General features: G+C 73.7%; 14 protein-coding genes and 2 tRNA genes. 10 read left to right on the top strand and 6 right to left on the bottom strand.

Going from position 1 to position 18,212, the window contains the following annotated elements; all coding sequences use genetic code 11:
- Window positions 1-33: 33 nt before the first annotated feature.
- Both OG689_RS08065 and OG689_RS08060 read left to right on the top strand, forming a co-directional pair.
- Window positions 34-105: transfer RNA gene (locus tag OG689_RS08065), tRNA-Val, on the top strand.
- A 210-nt stretch (window positions 106-315) separates the two neighbouring features.
- Window positions 316-387, top strand: a tRNA-Val gene (locus tag OG689_RS08060).
- A 147-nt stretch (window positions 388-534) separates the two neighbouring features.
- Here OG689_RS08060 and OG689_RS08055 read toward each other — a convergent pair.
- Window positions 535-1,302 (bottom strand): exonuclease domain-containing protein, encoded by a 768-nt coding sequence (locus tag OG689_RS08055; RefSeq protein WP_266318970.1) that lies wholly within the window; start codon window positions 1,300-1,302, stop codon window positions 535-537.
- A gap of 235 nt (window positions 1,303-1,537) precedes the next feature.
- Between OG689_RS08055 and OG689_RS08050 the strand changes: the two genes are divergently transcribed.
- The 4 genes from OG689_RS08050 (at window position 1,538) to OG689_RS08035 (ending at window position 6,102) form a co-directional block, all read left to right on the top strand.
- Complete coding sequence (locus OG689_RS08050; RefSeq protein ID WP_266318968.1) at window positions 1,538-2,122, top strand: DUF4365 domain-containing protein; 585 nt, start codon at window positions 1,538-1,540, stop codon at window positions 2,120-2,122.
- Window positions 2,123-2,156: 34 nt separating this feature from the next.
- Window positions 2,157-3,314, top strand: a complete 1,158-nt coding sequence (locus OG689_RS08045; protein WP_266318967.1) for a hypothetical protein — start codon at window positions 2,157-2,159, stop codon at window positions 3,312-3,314.
- Window positions 3,315-3,472: 158 nt separating this feature from the next.
- The gene (gene thrS / locus OG689_RS08040; protein WP_266318966.1) at window positions 3,473-5,449 is read left to right on the top strand and encodes a threonine--tRNA ligase; all 1,977 of its coding nucleotides are present in this window, start codon (window positions 3,473-3,475) and stop codon (window positions 5,447-5,449) included.
- A 92-nt stretch (window positions 5,450-5,541) separates the two neighbouring features.
- Window positions 5,542-6,102, top strand: coding sequence for an HIT domain-containing protein (locus tag OG689_RS08035; protein ID WP_266318965.1), 561 nt, complete (start codon window positions 5,542-5,544; stop codon window positions 6,100-6,102).
- Between the two features lie 115 nt (window positions 6,103-6,217).
- Here OG689_RS08035 and OG689_RS08030 read toward each other — a convergent pair whose 3' ends face one another.
- Entirely contained in the window at window positions 6,218-7,867 is a 1,650-nt protein-coding gene (locus tag OG689_RS08030; RefSeq protein WP_266318964.1) for a hypothetical protein, read from the bottom strand.
- 195 nt (window positions 7,868-8,062) lie between these two features.
- Between OG689_RS08030 and OG689_RS08025 the strand changes: the two genes are divergently transcribed.
- A complete protein-coding gene (locus tag OG689_RS08025; protein ID WP_266318963.1) occupies window positions 8,063-8,497 on the top strand; it encodes a DUF393 domain-containing protein in 435 nt (144 codons plus the stop codon).
- A gap of 190 nt (window positions 8,498-8,687) precedes the next feature.
- Here OG689_RS08025 and OG689_RS08020 read toward each other — a convergent pair whose 3' ends face one another.
- The 4 genes from OG689_RS08020 to OG689_RS08005 all read right to left on the bottom strand — a co-directional run bounded on the left by OG689_RS08020 (window position 8,688) and on the right by OG689_RS08005 (window position 15,088).
- Window positions 8,688-9,476, bottom strand: coding sequence for a hypothetical protein (locus OG689_RS08020; RefSeq protein ID WP_266318962.1), 789 nt, complete (start codon window positions 9,474-9,476; stop codon window positions 8,688-8,690).
- Window positions 9,477-9,717: 241 nt separating this feature from the next.
- Window positions 9,718-12,039 carry a bifunctional polysaccharide deacetylase/glycosyltransferase family 2 protein gene (locus OG689_RS08015; RefSeq protein WP_266318961.1) on the bottom strand — a complete coding sequence of 774 codons (2,322 nt, stop codon included), beginning with the start codon at window positions 12,037-12,039 and terminating at the stop codon, window positions 9,718-9,720.
- A gap of 35 nt (window positions 12,040-12,074) precedes the next feature.
- The gene (locus OG689_RS08010; RefSeq protein ID WP_266318960.1) at window positions 12,075-12,650 is read right to left on the bottom strand and encodes a hypothetical protein; all 576 of its coding nucleotides are present in this window, start codon (window positions 12,648-12,650) and stop codon (window positions 12,075-12,077) included.
- 371 nt (window positions 12,651-13,021) lie between these two features.
- Entirely contained in the window at window positions 13,022-15,088 is a 2,067-nt protein-coding gene (locus tag OG689_RS08005) for an elongation factor G-like protein EF-G2 (protein ID WP_266318958.1), read from the bottom strand.
- Between the two features lie 276 nt (window positions 15,089-15,364).
- Between OG689_RS08005 and pgsA the strand changes: the two genes are divergently transcribed.
- Genes pgsA through OG689_RS07990 form a run of 3 tightly spaced genes read left to right on the top strand, consistent with a single transcriptional unit; the run spans window position 15,365 to window position 18,212 of the window.
- Window positions 15,365-16,024: a phosphatidylinositol phosphate synthase gene (gene pgsA / locus OG689_RS08000; RefSeq protein ID WP_266318956.1), complete on the top strand. Its 660-nt coding sequence runs from the start codon at window positions 15,365-15,367 to the stop codon at window positions 16,022-16,024.
- The gene (locus tag OG689_RS07995) at window positions 16,021-17,004 is read left to right on the top strand and encodes a phosphatidylinositol mannoside acyltransferase (protein WP_266318955.1); all 984 of its coding nucleotides are present in this window, start codon (window positions 16,021-16,023) and stop codon (window positions 17,002-17,004) included. Before pgsA ends, OG689_RS07995 begins: the two co-directional genes overlap by 4 nt.
- Window positions 17,005-17,024: 20 nt before the next feature.
- Entirely contained in the window at window positions 17,025-18,212 is a 1,188-nt protein-coding gene (locus OG689_RS07990) for a glycosyltransferase family 4 protein (protein ID WP_266318954.1), read from the top strand.

Genomic DNA, 18,212 nt, shown 5'->3' with positions numbered 1-18,212 from the left:
CCTTCGGGATGCGGTAATGTTTTCCCTGCACCCGGGCGATTAGCTCAGCGGGAGAGCACTTCGTTCACACCGAAGGGGTCACTGGTTCGATCCCAGTATCGCCCACCGGAATGCATTGGTGAGACGTGGAGCCCCGGCCATTAAATGGCCGGGGCTCCACGTCTTTTTCCGATAATCCCGGTCCGCCGGCGGTGAATCCGACTGAGGCGCAGTCATCTTCCCTGCGGTGCGCGAGTTCTGCGGGTCCGCCAGCTGCGGAGGGCGGGCAGGTTGCGGGGCGGCCCCCGAATGGTGCTAGTCTTCTTCTCGTTGCCCGGGCGATTAGCTCAGCGGGAGAGCACTTCGTTCACACCGAAGGGGTCACTGGTTCGATCCCAGTATCGCCCACCCGGACAGCACGGTTGATTCACAACCGGCAGCGCATAGGCCCCGATCGGTTCACCGATCGGGGCCTGTCGCATGAAACGGCACCGCCATGGGCGCCGGGCCGCGGCCCCGCGACCGTCAGGCTGCCACGCCGCCGCCTCGCGACCGTCACGCCGCCGCTTCGCAGCGGTGCTCCGGCGACAGCCGCCGGCCGCAGGAGCACCGCACCGGGCGCAACGGCCAGGACAGGTCCACCCGTTCCGGCGTGCCCGAGCGGTCGAACCACGCCTGCAGCCCGCGGGCCTGCGCCGCGTGCCAGACCCGCTGCCGCAGGTGCAGGTCGTCCGGACCGATCGCGCCGAGCGCCCCCGGGTAGCGGGCGGCCAGGATGCGGACCAGGTCCATCGCGGCCGTGGCGTCGGCCGCGGCGTCGTGCGCGCCGGCCAGCTCCACCCCGTAGTGGGCACACAGGTCGGTCAGCGTGCGGCGCCCCTTGCGGTACCGGTCGACATGCTTGTCGAGCACCCGCGGATCCAGTATCACCAGCTCGGCCGGGCCCAGGCAGTCGGCCAGCGTGATGCCCCGGTGCCGGCGCAACTCGCGGTCCAGCAACGTCAGGTCGTACGGCGCGTTCATCACCACCACCGGGGTGCCGGCCCGCGCCTGTTCACCGAGCGCGCGGGCGACCTCGGCCACCACGGTGCGCGCCGGCCGGCCCTCGGCGCGGACCCGCTCGTCGGTGATGCCGTGCACCGCGCGGGCGCCGTCCGGGATCGGCACCCCGGGGTCGGCCAGCCAGGTCGTGGCCTGCGGCACGGCGCCGGGCGCGAGTTGGACGACCAGGGCGGCCGAGACGATGCGATCGGTCTCGACGTCCACGCCGGTGGTCTCGGTGTCGAAGGAGGCGAGCGGGCCCGTGAACCATTGCTGCTGCATAACTGCCCCTCAGGTACTGCCCTCAGGAGATGCGGACTCTCAACCGGAGCCGGGGAGACCGGGCGGGCGGACCGCCGAGGACCGGCGGTGCGCCCGCCCGATCTCGTCCTGTCCAGGTGATACCCCGTTCTGACAGGCCCTCAACCGTTTGCCGCCGGCCTGCTCGGGGATGATTCCGACGGCGGTCTGTTCGAACGGGGCGGGCGCCGCGCGCCGAGGTGGGGAGGCGGGAGCCATGGCGCTGACGCAACCGCAGTCCGGGGACACGACGCGGGCCGTGAGCACGGCCGGAGGAACGGCGGCCGCGCCGCGCGGCAACCTGGCGACCACCGCCTGCATGGAGACCCTGCAGGTGGCCTACCTGCACGCGGTCGCCGCGGCGGCCGGCTGCTCGCTCTCCCAGCCCTTCCCGGACAACGGGATCGACTGGCAGGTCAGCCACGGCTCCCCGGCGCACACGGTCGACGACGAGGTCACCGTCAAGATCCAGCTGAAGGCCACCCAGCAGATCGCGGCGGCCCCGGCCGGGCCGCACTTCAGTTTCACGCTCGACAACGCCCACCTGCGCAAACTGGCCCGCGCGCAGGTCGCGGTGCCGAAGATCCTGGTGGTCATGCTGCTGCCGCGCCAGGTCGACCGGTGGCTGCAGGCCCGGCCGGACGCCCTGGAGCTGCGGCACTGCTGCTACTGGGTCAACCTGGCCGGCCACCCGGTCACCGGGCAACGGCGGACCAACGTGCGGGTGCCGGTGGCCAAGGTCTTCGACGACCGCGCACTGTGCGAGATCATGGCGAGGGTCGGCGCGGGCGGCAGCCCGTGACCGGGCGGCGCCCCCGGCTGGGAGGAGCGGACACATGACGGGTACCCGGATGTCCGAGGACGGGGCGCCGGCGCTGCCGGACCCCGCGGCGGTCGACCCGGCGGTGCTGGCCACCCTGCTCGCCCGGCACGGCTGGGTGCGGCGCGGCGGCCCGACGGCCCGTTACGGGCGGTGGACGCCGCCGGGCGACAGCGACCCCGGCACCAGCGTGCTGGTGCCGGCCGGTGGCGGGTTCGACGACGCGGTGGAGCTGCTCGGCGACGCGGTGACCGCCCTCTCCCGCTCGCACACCCCGTCCGCCCGCTCGATCCTGCTGGCGCTCACCGTGCCGGGGGACGAGATCCAGTGGCGGCGCGAGCAGCCCGGCGTGCCCGGTGCGGTGACCTGGGAGGGCGAGGAACGGCTGCACGAGGCGGCCCGGGCGATGCTCTCCGCCGCCGCCAAGGCCGCCCGCACCAGGGCCGCCTACTTCGGCGCCCGGTTGGACGGCTGGGCCGGGGACTTCGTGCAGCGGGCCCTGGTGGTCGGGCCCGCCGCAGCCGGCGGCCTCACCGCCTACACCCCGGCGCCGGAGGGCCGAGCCGCCGTCACCACGCTGGTCCGGGCACTGGAGGCGATGCGCGACGCCGTCGACTACCGGCGGGTCAGCGGCGGACTTGAGGCCTTCGAGAACGCCGTGCAGAGCGGCGTCAGCCGCGAACTGGTGGAGGCCGTCCAGCAGTTGGTGCGCGGCGCGACCGCGGCGCAGGTGTCGGTGGCCTGGTCGGCCGCGGTCGGCACCCCGGGCGGTTTCGGCGACCGCCGGATCGCCCTGGAGTTCTCCCCCGGCGACCTGCCCGCCCTGGAGGAGGCCGCCGAACTGCTGGAGCGGATCGAGCCGGCGGTGACGGTCACGGTGGTCGGTGTGGTGGTGCGGCTCAAGCGCGGCGGCCCGACCGGCCCCGGGTCGGTACGGCTGCGGGTGCTCAGCGGCGCCGAGGTCGCCGAGGTGAAGGTCCGACTGGACGACCGCGCGTACCGGCTGGCCGCGGAGGCCCACCTGGCCGGCGTCCCGGTCCGGGTCGGTGGCCGGCTGGAGCGGCGTGGGGGGTTCCGCAAGCTCGGCCGGCCGCACGGCCTGGAGCTGGTCCGGCTGGAGGACGCCGAGCGCGAGCGGCTGCTCAAGACGCTGGGGGAGGGCGCTCCGGACTGAGCGGCCCGGCCCCTGGGGGGCGCACCCTACCGCCGCCCGCGGCCGCCGCGGGCGGCGGAACCGTATATGGGTGCGCGAGGCGGTCGCCGCTCTCGGTACCATCGTGAACGCGCAGCGAAGTGCTGCGTCTCACGCTTCCAGCACGTCAGGAGAGACCGGTGACGGACGTCCGGGTAATCATCAACCGCGAACCCGATCGGGAAGAGCGCGTGGTGACCACGGGCACGACGGCCGCCGAGCTCTTCGCCGACGACCGCTCGATCATCGCTGCCCGGGTCGCCGGCGCGCTCAAGGACCTCGCGTACGCCGTCCAGGACGGCGACGAGGTCGAGCCCGTCGAGATCGGCAGCAAGGACGGCCTGGACATCCTGCGGCACTCCACCGCGCACGTGATGGCGCAGGCCGTGCAGCAGCTCTTCCCCGAGGCCAAGCTCGGCATCGGCCCGCCGGTCAAGGACGGGTTCTACTACGACTTCGACGTCGAGAAGCCGTTCCACCCCGATGACCTCAAGGCCATCGAGAAGAAGATGCAGGAGATCATCAAGCGTGGGCAGAAGTTCTCCCGCCGGGTGGTCGCCGACGACGCCGCCCGCGAGGAACTGGCCGCCGAGCCGTACAAGCTGGAGCTGATCGGCCTCAAGGGTTCCGCCTCCGCCGAGGACGGCTCCGCCGTCGAGGTGGGCGGCGCCGAGCTGACCATCTACGACAACCTGGACGCCAAGACCGGCGACCTGTGCTGGGGCGACCTCTGCCGTGGCCCGCACCTGCCGAGCACCCGGCAGATCCCGGCGTTCAAGCTGATGCGCAACGCGGCCGCCTACTGGCGCGGCAGCGAGAAGAACCCGATGCTGCAGCGCATCTACGGCACCGCCTGGCCGTCCAAGGACGAGCTGAAGGCCCACCTGGACTTCCTGGTGGAGGCCGAGAAGCGCGACCACCGCAAGCTCGGCAACGAGCTGGACCTCTTCTCGATCCCCGAGGAGATCGGCTCCGGCCTCGCGGTCTTCCACCCCAAGGGCGGCATCATCCGCCGCACCATGGAGGACTACTCGCGCAAGCGGCACGAGGAGGAGGGGTACGAGTTCGTCTACACCCCGCACGCCACCAAGGGGAAGCTCTTCGAGAAGAGCGGCCACCTGGACTGGTACGCCGACGGTATGTACCCCCCCATGCAGCTCGACGAGGGCGTGGACTACTACCTCAAGCCGATGAACTGCCCGATGCACAACCTGATCTTCGACGCGCGCGGCCGCTCCTACCGCGAACTGCCGCTGCGCCTCTTCGAGTTCGGCACCGTGTACCGGTACGAGAAGTCCGGTGTGGTGCACGGTCTGACCCGCGCCCGCGGCTTCACCCAGGACGACGCGCACATCTACTGCACCCGTGAGCAGATGGCGGACGAGCTCGACTCCACGCTGACCTTCGTGCTCGACCTGCTGCGCGACTACGGCCTCACCGACTTCTACCTGGAGCTCTCCACCAAGGACCCGGTCAAGTACGTGGGTTCGGACGAGACCTGGGAGGAGGCCACCGAGGTCCTGCGCAGCGTGGCCGAGAAGCAGGGCCTGCCGCTGGTGCCGGACCCGGGCGGCGCGGCCTTCTACGGCCCGAAGATCTCCGTCCAGGCGAAGGACGCGATCGGCCGCACCTGGCAGATGTCCACCATCCAGCTGGACTTCAACCTGCCGGAGCGCTTCGACCTGGAGTACACCGCGGCGGACGGCTCGCGCCAGCGCCCGGTCATGATCCACCGCGCCCTGTTCGGCTCGATCGAGCGGTTCTTCGCGGTGCTGCTGGAGCACTACGCCGGCGCCATGCCGCCGTGGCTCGCCCCGGTCACCGTGGTCGGCATCCCGATCACCGACGAGCACGTGCCGTACCTCCAGGAGGTCGCGGCCGAGCTGAAGAAGCGCGGGATCCGGGTCGAGGTGGACGCCTCGGACGACCGGATGCAGAAGAAGATCCGCAACGCGCAGAAGCAGAAGTTCCCGTTCATGCTGATCGCGGGCAACGAGGACATCGAGGCGAACGCGGTCTCCTTCCGCTACCGCAACGGTGAGCAGAAGAACGGTGTGCCGGTCGCCGAGGCGATCGCCGAGATCGTGGACGCCGTGGAGCGTCGTATCCAGGTGTGACGCCCCCCGGTGGTGACACCGGGGCGGTGAGCGGTGCGGGGCGGACTCCACGAGTCTGCCCCGCACTGCTTTGCAAGCGGCCCTCGGCGAATATGCTGATCAGCATGACGAGTGAGCCGGAACTGCAAAGGGGCGTCGGGGAGCCGGACGGCTTCCGCCGCCTGTGGACCCCCCATCGGATGGCCTACATCCAGGGCGAGAACAAGCCCACCGGCCCGGCTCCGGACGACGGTTGCCCGTTCTGCTCGATCCCCTCGCTGAGCGACGAGGAGGGGCTGGTCGTCGCCCGCGGCGCCGCGGTGTTCGCGGTGCTCAACCTGTACCCGTACAACGGCGGCCACTTGATGGTCGTCCCGTACCGGCACGTGGCCGACTACACCGAGCTGGACGCGGCCGAGACCGACGAGCTCGCGGTCTTCACCAAGAAGGCGATGACCGCGCTGCGCGCCGCCTCGGGGGCGCACGGCTTCAACATCGGGATGAACCAGGGCACGGCCGCGGGCGCCGGCATCGCCGCGCACCTGCACCAGCACGTGGTGCCGCGCTGGGGTGGGGACACCAACTTCATGCCCGTGGTCGGCCACACCAAGGTGCTGCCGCAGCTGCTCGCCGACACCCGCAAGATGCTGGCCGAGGCCTGGCCGCAGGGCTGACCCGGCCCGGGCCACCCGGCCTGCGGGCGGGTGGCCCGGACACGACTGCGGGGCCCGTACCGGTCGCACCGGTACGGGCCCCGCAGTCGTGTCCGGGCTCAGCGCCCGGTCGGGCTCAGCCCGCCGGGTACTCGTCGGACAGGAACGGCCGCACGCTCTGCAGCTCGGACTTCAGGATGCCCACCCGGTTGCTGAACCGGCTGGTGTCGATGTCGTGCTCGTCCAGGAAGTCGACCAGCGCCGCGGTGACCGCCGAGACCACCGGGGTGGCGCTGCGCAGCACGTCGTCGCTCTTGTCCCGGCTGGCCCAGGTCTTGGTCACCCAGGCGGAGCGCAGCCCGAACGGCTCCGGCAGGCCCATCCCGCCGCCCAGCCAGCCGAGCAGCACCGGGGCCCGCATGAAGGGCGCCCGCAGGGCCTGGCGGATCACCTCGTCGTTGTCGATGAGCGGCAGCTGGACGGTCTCCTCCTCCCAGAACTTGCCGGTCTTCTGGCGGGTCAGCTCCTTGGGCTTGGGCTTGCCGGTGAAGAGGCCGTGCACCGGCCCCAGGGCGTAGCCGGAGACGGTGATCTGCAGGATGTTGGACAGGACGACGATCTCCACCAGCACGGTGGAGACCAGTTGCCCCTGGTGCAGGACGAACTGGGTGGCCACCGCGTGGCGCGGGCCGCTCTGGCCGAAAGTCTGCTTGTTGGCGATCTCCTGGACGGCGTGGTCACGCATCACGAAGCCTTCGCCGTCCATGCTGGCGCCGCCCGGACGTCCGATCTCGTCCGCGCCCTCCGGGATGTGCTGGATCACCCAGTGGTTCACCGAGTAGGCCGGCATGCCGCCGTTCGCCACGTCGCTGCGGCCGAGCCCGCCCAGCCGTTCGCCGATCTTGCGGGCGAGGTCCCAGGTGTGGAAGGTCCGGAAGTCCGGGTGGCCCTCGGCGGGTTTGAGCTCGGCGCTGACGTCCCAGGAGCCCCAGCGCCGCCCGGCCCCGAGCAGGCCCTTCGGCCCGGCGTAGTGGTGGAAGTTGGTCTCCTGCTCGGCCTCCAGGCGCCCCAGCTGGGCCTTGAGGGCGGTGGCCTTCTTGTCCATGTCGTCGCGCGGCACCGCCTTGGGAACGGTGGCCGCGGGGCCGTTGCCCTCGACCAGCCCGAGCCAGCGGGCCCGGAGATCCTCGGTGCTGCGCAGCACGATCTGCTTGGCGATGAACCAGCCGGCCACGGGGGCGAGCGTCACCACCCGGAAGTACGGCGCCCACAGGCCGCTGATCGGGGGCCGGTAGGCGAGCAGGGCGGCGATCAGGCCGACGCCGACCAGCACCAGGGTGCCGTAGACGTCCTGGCGGCCGGCGGCGTCCTTCTTGAGCCAGGCCCGGATCTGGAAGGCGGCCAGCCAGAGCAGGGCGCCCGGCAGGAAGAGCAGGCCGCTGACCAGTGTCACGATCATGAGCTTGCGGTCCCGGGCGTCGCGGAGCTCCTGGGCGGCCAGGCAGTGCTGGACGACCATCCGGGCGTCCACACCGACGGAGGGCACCAGCGGGTTGCGTTTGGCACCGAGGGTGCGGGCCACGACGGCCTTGCTGAAGGCCTCGCCGAGGTTGGGCCGCAGCAGCTTGAAGCGGCCGCCCTTGATCTTGCCGGGCTGGACGTCCTCGAAGGCCGTGAGGTCCGAGTCGCGGTATGCGACCGAGGAGAGCGCCTGGGTGACCGCCGTCTGCGGGCCCGCGTCCGTACGGGGTATCTGCGCGCCCGGGGTCATGTCGAGTTTGGTCACGGGTGGTGTGCCCTCCTCCCCTTGTCAGCGGCAGGTTACCGTGCAGCGGTGCCGCCGCGCGGGTGATCGTCTGAACAGTTGTCACGCAGCGTCGGGTACCGGCCGTTTCGGCATCGTTCCCCGGATTCGGCCGCTTCGACCCTCGGACGGCGGTTCCGGTGCCCGAGGTGCGGCCGGATGGGGGACGATCGGGTCATGAGCCGAGCGGTGACGAGGGATCCGGTGCTGGTCTTCGACGGGGACTGCGCCTTCTGCACGACCTGCGTGAACGTGGCGGAGCGCTATCCGCGGCAGACCCTGGCCTCGGGCGGCTGGGAGGCGGTGCCGTTCCAGTTCGCCGATCTCGCGGAGCTGGACGCCCGGGCCGGCGGGCGGGGCGAGGTGAGCCGGGAGCGGGCCGAGCGGGAGGTGCTCTGGGTGACGCCGGACGGGCGGGTGTACGCCGGCGCGCAGGCGGTGGCGCGGCTGCTGATGCGCTCCGGCGGCGCGTGGGCGTACCTGGGCGGGGTGCTGGCGCTGGCGCCGGTGCGGCCGGTGGCGGCCGCGGTGTACCGCTGGGTGGCGGCCAACCGCGGCCTGATGCCGGGCGGGACGCCGGCCTGCGCGCTGCCGGGGCGCGGCCCGCAGTAGGGGGCGCAGGGGGCGCGGCAGGTGGCGGTCGGGCCGGCCGGTGACCGATGCCGGCAGAGGTCGGGCGGGTGGTGCGACGCGTCGCGGACCGCTGCGTCGCGGACCGCTGCGTCGCGGTCCGCTGCGGGTGGTGACGACAGGGCGGGCCGGGTGGCCCGCCCTGTCGGCACCCCGCCGGTGGGCGGTCGGGTCAGTGCTGACCCGCCCGGCGGCGGCGCATGACCAGGACGGTGCCGGCCCCGACCAGTCCGAGGGCGGCGAGCAGGGTCAGACCGATGTTCGCACCGGTCGAGGCCAGGCTGCCCGAACCGGTCGCCTCCGCGCTCGCCGAGGGCGAGGGGGACCCGCCGGCGGCCGCGTCGACCGTCGAGCCGGTCGAGGGGGTGGATGTCGCGGTGGGGCCGGCCGAGGTCCCGGTGGTGGCCGACGCCGACGGGGAGGCGGAGGCGGAGGGCGACCCGGACGTGGACGGCGTCGCGGTGGTCGTCGCGCTCGGCGAGGCGGTGGTACCCGGCGTCGTGGAGGTCGACGGGACCGGCGTGGACGGGGTGGGGCTCGGGGAGGTGCTGACGGCCGGGCAGGTGTGCGAGAGGTTGAACCACTTCACCTCGCCGCCCTTCACCTCGGCGCTGGCCGAGGTGAGCTTGGCGCCCGGGGCCGACGCGACGTAGGCGTGCTTGGTGGTGGGCGGTCCGAAGACGGTGACCACCTGCGGTGCGCCGTTGTCGAAGGCGACCGTGAGCTTGACGAAGTCCGTCGAGTTGCCCGGCAGGACGAAGTGCCAGCCGTCCTGGTCGGTGCCGATCGTCCCGCACTTCGCCTCGTGCTCGCCGAATCCGGCGGCCGTGAGCGGAAGGTCCTGGTGGACCGGGACGGTGTAGGTGCCGGCGGTGGCGAAGGCCGAGGGCGCCGCGGGCAGGATCATGAGGCCGGCAGCCGCTGCCGTGAAGACGGCGCGGGCGGTGAGAGAAGCGCGCATGGGTGACCGTTCACTGTCAGTGATGGGGGCGGGTGAGAGCCGGCCTGTCCGGTGGGACCGGCGGTGGCCGTCTCTCATGTCCCTCAGCGCGGCCGCCGTCCCGTTCGTCACACCCTGGACGCAACTTTTCGGTACCGGTGTCCGTGCCGTTCGTGGAGCACCCCCGGTGACCCTCCCCGGGGCACCCGCCGGGCTGCCCCGAGGTCTCCCGGCGACCGGGAGCCCCGGGGGCAGCGGCGCCTCAGCCGAAGTCTCCGCGGGCCGGGCCGCCGGGCGGGTGTGCGGCCGGGTCCGGGGCCTGCCGGGGAAGGCCGGGCGGGCCGGTGTGCAGCCCCGGCCCGGTGCCGGCGGCCGCCGCGGCGTGGGCCTCACGGGTCCACGCGTGGGCGAGTTCGAGGCCGGCCGGCACCGGCGGCTCCGCGGGCGCCGGACGTGCGCCCCCGGGCACCCGCAGGCTCCCGTACCGCTCCATCCGCTGCCAGCGCAGCCGCGACCCGGCGACGGCGGTGAAGACCGACTGGATGACGACCAGGTACATCAACTGGCGGTAGACGAACTGCTGGAGCGGCAGGCTCCAGAGCGGCCCGGCGCGCTCCTTGTCCAGGCGGAAGGCGTAGAGACCCATCAGGACCTGGAGGAGCAGGAAGGCGCCCCACAGGCCGACGATCCGCACCGGGTCGAGGAAGATCAGGCCGTACACGGCGAAGACGTCCACGACGGGGGCGAGCAGCGGCAGCAGGACCTGGAACATCAGCAGGTAGAGCAGCCCGCGCCGGCCGAGCTTGCCGGCCTGTCCGCGCTGGACGAGCGCTCCGCGGTGCTTCCACATCGCCTGCAGGGTGCCGTAGCACCAGCGGTAGCGCTGCTTCCACAGGGCGCCGAGCGAGGCGGGCGCCTCCGTCCAGGCCTTGGCGCGCTCCTCGTACACGACGCGCCAGCCGTCCCGGCAGAGCGCCATGGTGAGGTCGGTGTCCTCGGCGAGGGTGATGTCGCTGACGCCGCCGACCCGCAGCAGGGCCTCGCGGCGGAACGCGCCGACGGCGCCGGGCACGGTGGGCATGCACTCGGCGAGGTCGAAGAGCCGGCGGTCGAGGTTGAAGCCGACGACGTACTCGATGTGCTGCCAGCGACCGAGCAGGCCACCGCGGTTGACGACCTTGGCGTTGCCCGAGACGGCGCCGACCCGGCGCTGGGCGAAGGGCTGGACGATCATGCGGACGGCGTCCGGTTCGAAGACGGTGTCGCCGTCGACCATCACCAGGAGGTCGCACGAGGCGGCGGCGATACCGGTGTTGAGGGCGGCCGGCTTGCCGGCGTTCGGCTGGCGGATCACCCGGACCCCGGGCAGGTTCAGCGCCTCGACGAGGTCGGCGGTGCCGTCGGTGGAGCCGTCGTCGACGACGATGATCTCCACCGGGTGGTCGGAGGCCAGCAGGGAGCGCACGGCTGCCTCGATGCCCGCGCTCTCGTTGTACGCCGGCACGATCACGCTCACCCGTTCGGTGATCGGTCTGCCCCAGGGCTTGCGCCGCATGCGCACATGGCGCCGGGCGGCCACCAGGACGGCGACGGCGCGCAGCACGCTGATCGCCCCGGCCGCCCAGAGCAGCCAGGAGAGGCCCCGCAGCAGCAGGTCGCTGGTGCGCAGCGCGGTGATGAGGGCGAGCCCCTGCCAGTGGTCGGCGGCGGTGGCGGGCCGCTCGGCGGTGCTGAGGCCGACCGCGTCGGCGACCGTGGCGAAGCGGAATCCGGCGGAGGTGAGCCGGGGGATGAGCTGGTCCAGGGCGGCGACGGTCTGGCTGCGGTCACCGCCCGCGTCGTGCATGAGCAGGATCTGGCCGTCGGTGCCCCGGGGGGTGGCGTCGGCGACGATCCGGTCGACGCCGGGCCGGCGCCAGTCCTCGCTGTCCTGGGTGGTGAGGACGCTCAGATAGCCCTCCCGGCCGGCCTGGAGCAGGGCGCTCCAGTCGGCGTCGTCCAGTGCGTCGGCGCCGGAGGAGTACGGCGGGCGCAGCAGCGGGGTGGTGACGCCGGTGGCGCCGGCGATGGCGAGTTGGCTCTCGCGCAGTTCCAGGGATCGCCGCCAGGCGGGTGCGGCGCCCAGGTCGGTGTGGGTGAAGGTGTGCAGGCCGATCTGGTGGCCCTCGGCGACGATCCGCCGGGCCAGCTCGGGGTGGGCGGCGACCTGGGTGCCGACGGTGAAGAAGGTGGCGTGCACGTGGTGGCGCCGCAGGACGTCCAGGATCTGCGGGGTCCAGACCGGGTCGGGTCCGTCGTCGAAGGTCAGGGCGACGGTGCGGGCGGCGGGCGAGGCGGTGCGGGCGGCGGTGCTCTCGATGACGGGGCCGCCGGCGGTGATCTGCGCAGGGACGCCGCCGGCCGGACCCTGCGCCCGGGGTGCGCCGTCGGCCGTGCCGTCGAACATGTGCTGGGTGTAGCCCTGGATCAGCAGGGCGGCGGCGAGCGTGGCGACGAGGGCGGTCAGCAGCAGCCAGTGGGTGCGCAGCGGGACGTTGCGGACGGTGCCGCGCCTGCCCCGGCGCCGGCGGCGGTTGTTCGACAAGGGGGGTGCTTCCTGGCTGGTACCGGTGGGGCGGTTCACGGGTGGGTGGTCGGCTTGCCGCTCTGGCCCGGCGCGGCGCCGGAGCGGCCGTGTTCGGCGGCGGTGGCCGTGGGGGTGCTGCCGGTGCCGGGGGCGGGGGAGGACTGGACGGCGCTCGGGGCGGGTGTCGCCCCGGCCGTGCCGGTGCTGCGGGGGCCGGTCGGCGGCGCGGCGGGCGCGGTGCGCGAGGGGGCGGCCGGCGGCTTCGTCGCGCCGGCCTTGGCCGGGTCGTCGGCCGGGGCCGGCGGTGCGGGCGCGGGGGCCGGGGTGCTGGGGGCGGGCTGGGGGGCCTGCGCCGAGGGCAGGAAGGGGGACTCGACGGTGGGGCCGCCGAGCAGCGAGCTGATCAGCAGGACGAGGTAGCCGGCCGCGGGCACGACGAGCAGGCGGCCGAGGCGGCGGACGCGGCGCTGGCGGCGACCGGAGGAGTCGACGAAGACGGGGCGGGGCGCGGGGGCGTCCGCCCGGCCGGCCTCCGGCCCGGGCTGAGCGCCCTGGTACGGCTGAGCGCCCTGGTACGGGTGCGGGACCAGGGCGGTGTCCTCGGCTGCCGGGTGGGGGAGTTCTTGCATCGCTGGACGGCCTCTGCGGTGGGGACGGGCGTGGACGGGTACCGACGAGCCGGACGGACCGGCGCGGGCCCACGGCCGTCCAGGAGCCGGGCGCCCGCCCGGGGGGCGCCGCCGGTGGGCGGCGGGAGGGCGGTGCGGCTGCCGGGTGGACCGCTCGGCTCGGGTTCGGACCGGTGGGCCGGCCGTTCGGCGTTCGTCTCAGGAGGTACAGCGCCGCGGGCGCCGCGGGTGTCACTGTCCGCCGGGCCCGGCGGTGTGAACACCTGGTGAACCGTTGATCGGTTCGTCCCCGCTCCGGCGACGCGGTCGCCACCCGTCGGCCCACGACGGGTGCCGGACGGGGACGGCCCCGGGCGCCGGGTGGGGCGGGGCTACTCCTCGCCCTGCGCGGTGACCTGGGCCGCGAGCGCGGCGGGCATGGGCTCGTGCCGCAGGTGGGCCCGGGAGAACTCGGCGGTGCCGTGGGTGAGCGAGCGCAGGTCCACGGGGTAGCGGGCGAGTTCGAGTTCGGGGACCTCGGCGCGCAGCAGGGTCAGGCCGGGGCCGCCGATCTCGGTGCCGAGGACCCGGCCGCGGCGGGCGGAGAGGTCGCCGAGCACCGCGCCGAGGTAGTCGTCGGGCAGCAGGACGCCGACGGCGGCGACCGGTTCCAGCAGCCGGATCACCGCGTGCCCGGCGGCGTCGCGCAGGGCGAGGGCGGCCGCGTTCTGGAAGGCCGAGTCGGAGGAGTCCACCGAGTGCGCCTTGCCGTCGACCAGGGTGACCCGGACGTCGGTGAGCGGATGGCCGGTGGTGACGCCCTTGGCGAGCTGCGCCCGGACGCCCTTCTCGACGGAGGGGATGAAGTGCTTGGGCACGCTGCCGCCGACCACCCGGTCCTGGAACTCGAAGCCGGAGCCGGTCGGCAGCGGCTCCACCTCCAGGTCGCAGATCGCGTACTGGCCGTGGCCGCCGGACTGCTTGACCAGCCGGCCGTGCCCGGCGGCGGCGGTGCCGAAGGTCTCGCGCAGGGCCACCCGGTGCGGGACGGTGTCGACGTGCACGCCGTACCGGCCCCGGAGCCGGTCGAGCACGACCTCGGCGTGCGCCTCGCCGGTGCACCACAGGACCAGCTGGTGGGTGTCGGCGTTCTGTTCCAGCCGCAGCGCCGGGTCCTCGGCGGTGAGTCGGGTGAGGGCCTGGGAGAGCTTGTCGTCGTCGGCCTTGCTGTGCGCCTCGACGGCGATCGGCAGCAGCGGCTCGGCGAGCGGCCACGGGTCGAGCGGGGCGCCGTGGCCGGGGTCGTTGAGGGTGTCGCCGGCCCGGGCGGAGGTGAGCTTGGCGATGCAGACCAGGTCGCCGGGCAGGGCGTGCGGCACGGGGTGGTGCTGCTTGCCGAACGGGCTGGTGAGGGTGGTGACGCGCTCCTCGGTGGGTTCCCGGCCGTCCGGGCCGGTGATCTCCACGTGGGTGTCGGGGCGCAGGGTGCCGGCGAGCATCCGGACCAGGCTGATCCGGCCGACGTAGGCGTCGCCGGTGATGCGGATCACCTGGGCGGTGAGCGGCGCTTCGGGGTCGCAGTCGGGTGCGGGCGGGCGGCGGTGGGTGGGGTCGGGGAAGGCGGTGACGATCAGGTCGAGGAGCTCGGCGGCGCCGAGGCCGTTGTCGGTGGTGGCCAGCGCGGGGTGCAGGGCGCAGTCGAGCACCTCCCGGCGCAGCCCGTCGGCGAGGGCGTCGGCGTCCAGTTCCTCGCCGGCGAGGTAGCGCTCCATCAGTGTGTCGTCCTGGCCGGAGATGGCCTCGACCAGGCTCTCGCGGGCGGCGGCGCTCTCCGGGGTGGGGTCGGGGGCGGGTCCGTCGTCGCCGTAGCCGCGGCCGGTGAGCAGGTCGAGCGAGCCGGTGGGGCGGCCGCCGTGGTCCAGCGGGAGGTAGCGCGGCCGCAGGGTGTCGGGGCCGAGGCCGAAGGCGTCGTGGCAGGCGGTCAGGATCTCGTCGAAGCCGCTGCGGGCGATGTCGAACTTGGCGACGGCGACGGCCCGGGGGATGCCGGCGGCGGCGCACTCGCGCCACAGGGCGCGGGTGGGGGCGGTGACCGGGTCGGTGGCGGAGACCACGAAGACGGCGCCGTCGGCGGCGTGCAGGGCGGCGCGCAGTTCGGCGGCGAAGTCGGGATGGCCGGGCGGGTCCAGCAGGTTGATCTTGGTGCCACGCCACTCCAGCGGCAGCACGGCCAGCTGCACCGAGCGCTGCTGCTTGTGCTCGATCTCCTCGTGGTCGGAGACGGTGTTGCCGTCGGGGACCCGGCCGGCCCGGGTGACGGCACCGGCGGCGAGGGCGAGGGACTCCGCGAGGGTGGTCTTGCCGGCGCCGCTGCAGCCGATCAGGACCACGTTGCGCAGCTGCCGGGGGTGTTCCACAGGCGGGGCCTGCCCTGTTCGTACCGTGGCGCGGTCGGGCATCGGGGTTTCTCCTCCCGTGGCGACGGACGGCTCCAAGTCTAGGTCGACCACCCCGGCCCCGGCGTGCGGTGGCGCCCGACGATCACCCGCTGTGCGCGTGGATGCGCTTTGAGTAGTTGACAGTTGGGCCGAAAGCCTGCTTGCCGGTGCGGTGCGCGGGAGTGCGTGGCGGGCGTGGATACCATGGGTCAGCCGGGTGGGCCGATCCACTCGGCCGCCTGCCGCGGATCGCGGCCCTCGGCGGACACCGGTGAGATCGGAGCGGTCCGGAAGGCCATGCTCAACAAATACGCGCGTGCCTTCTTCACACGTGTCCTGACCCCCTTCGCCGCCTTTCTGATCCGCCTGGGCGTGAGCCCGGACGCCGTGACGCTGATCGGGACGGCCGGTTCGGTCGCCGGTGCGCTGGTGTTCTTCCCACGCGGGGAGTTCTTCTGGGGCACCATCACGATCACCCTGTTCATCTTCTCCGACCTGGTCGACGGGAACATGGCGCGCCAGCTGGGCCGTACCAGCAAGTGGGGCGCGTTCCTGGACTCGACGCTGGACCGGGTCGCGGACGCGGCGATCTTCGGCGGACTGGCCATGTGGTACGCGGGCAAGGGCGACAACAACCTGCTCTGCACGGTGGCGATCTTCTGCCTGGCGAGCGGCCTGGTGGTCTCGTACACCAAGGCCCGGGCGGAGAGCCAGGGCCTGCCCTGCGACGTGTCGGGGCTGGTGGAGCGGGCCGAGCGGCTGGTGATCAGCCTGGTCGCGGCCGGGGTCGCGGGCCTGCACACCTTCGGGGTGCCGTACGTCGAGTGGCTGCTGCCGTTCGCGCTCTGGGTGGTGGCCGCGGGGAGCCTGGTGACGGTGTTCCAGCGGATGCTGACCGTGCGCCGGGAGGCGTTCGAGGCGGACCGCCTGGAGGCGGGGAGTCGGGGGACGGCGTGAAGGACCGGTTGGTCTACTCGGCGTACGCGCTGGGCTGGGCGGCACTGAAGCATCTGCCCGAGCGGGCGGCCCAGGGGCTGTTCGACCAGATCGCCGACGCGGCCTGGCGCAAGCGGGGCAAGCGGGTGCTCCAGCTGGAGGCGAACCTGCTGCGGGTGCGCCCGGACGCGGACGAGGCCCGGCTGCGGGAACTGTCCCGGGCCGGCATGCGCTCCTACCTGCGGTACTGGATGGAGTCGTTCCGGCTGCCGGTCTGGAGCCGGGAGCGGATCGCCCGGGGCCTCGCGATCGAGGGGCTGGAGCACCTCACCGGCGCGATGGAGTCCGGGCGCGGTTCGGTGATAGCGCTGCCGCACATGGGGAACTGGGACCTGGCCGGCGCCTGGGTGGCCTCGCACGTCGGGTACCCGTTCACCACGGTCGCCGAGCGGCTGGAGCCGGAGCGGCTGTTCGAGCGCTTCGTCGCGTACCGGGAGAGCCTCGGCATGGAGGTGCTGCCGCTGACCGGCAGCGACGTCTCGGTGGTCGGCACGCTGGCCCGGCGGCTGCGGGCCGGCAAGCTGGTCTGCCTGGTCGGTGACCGGGACCTCTCGGCGGCCGGCGTGGAGGTGTCCTTCTTCGGGGAGGCCACCCGGATGCCGGCCGGCCCGGCCGCGCTGTGCCTGCGCACGGGGGCCGCGCTGCTGCCGGTGACACTCTGGTACGACGGCCCGGTGATGCGGGGCCGGATCCACCCCGAGGTGCTGCCGCCCGCCGGCGACGACCCGAAGGCGCGGACCGCGGCGATGGTCCAGTCGATGGCCGACGTGTGGGCCGACGGCATCCGCGAGCACCCCGAGGACTGGCACATGCTGCAGCGGCTGTGGCTGGCGGACCTGCCGGTCCGCGAGCCGTCCGCCGCCGAGCCGTCCGCCGCGGAGCCGGCCGCGCCGGTGCCCGCCCCCGGTACCGAGCCGGCCGCCGAGCCGGCCGGCCCCTGAAGCAGCGTGAGAGGAACCTGGTGAAGATCGGCATCGTCTGCCCGTACGACTGGGACGTCCCCGGTGGCGTGCAGTTCCACATCCGGGACCTCGCCGAGCACCTGATCGCGCTGGGCCACCAGGTGTCCGTGCTGGCACCGGCCGAGGACGACGAGGCGCTGCCGCCGTACGTGGTCTCGGCGGGGCGTGCCGTGGCCGTGCCGTACAACGGCTCGGTGGCCCGGCTCAGCTTCGGCATCCTGTCGGCGGCCCGGGTGCGGCGCTGGCTGAACGACGGGCGCTTCGACATCCTGCACGTGCACGAGCCGGCCTCGCCGAGCCTGTCGATGCTGGCCGCCTGGTCGGCCACCGGCCCGATGGTGGGGACCTTCCACACCTCCAACCCGCGGTCGCGGGCGATGATCGCGGCCTCGCCGATCCTCCAGCCCGGGCTGGAGAAGATGCGGGCCCGGATCGCCGTCAGCGAGTACGCCCGGCGCACCCTGGTCGAGCACCTGGGCGGCGACGCGGTGGTCATCCCCAACGGCGTCGACGTCGGCTTCTTCGCCGAGGCCGAGCCGGACGCCCGCTGGACCGGCGGCGCCGCGGACGGCGAGCCGGGCACGATCGGCTTCATCGGCCGGATCAACGAGCCGCGCAAGGGCCTGCCGACCCTGCTGGCGGCCCTGCCGAAGATCCTCGAGCAGCGCCCCGGCGTGCGGCTGCTGGTGGCCGGCAAGGGCGACGAGGAGGAGGCCGTGGCCGGCCTCGCCCCCGAGGTCCGCGCCCAGGTGGAGTTCCTCGGCATGGTCAGCGACCGGGAGAAGGCCCGGCTGCTGCGCAGCGTCGACCTGTACGTGGCGCCGAACACCGGCGGCGAGAGCTTCGGGATCATCCTGGTCGAGGCGATGTCGGCGGGCGCGCCGGTGCTGGCGAGCGATCTGGACGCCTTCAAGCAGGTGCTGGACGGCGGCGACGCGGGGGAGCTGTTCCCGGTCGAGGACGCCGACGCGCTGGCCGCCGCGGCGCTGCGGCTGCTGGGCGACCCGGGCAGGCTGGAGGAGCTGCGCAAGGCGGCCTCGCGGCACGTCCGGCGCTTCGACTGGTCGACGGTGGGCGCGGACATCCTGGCGGTGTACGAGACGGTCACCGACGGTACGCCCGCGGTGGTGCGGGTGGAGGACGAGCGGACGGGCTGGCGCGGCCGGCTGGGCCTGGCCCGGGACTGA

This window comes from Kitasatospora sp. NBC_00240 (assembly GCF_026342405.1).
Classification (GTDB): domain Bacteria; phylum Actinomycetota; class Actinomycetes; order Streptomycetales; family Streptomycetaceae; genus Kitasatospora.
This window is presented reverse-complemented; position numbering and strand designations above follow the sequence as displayed.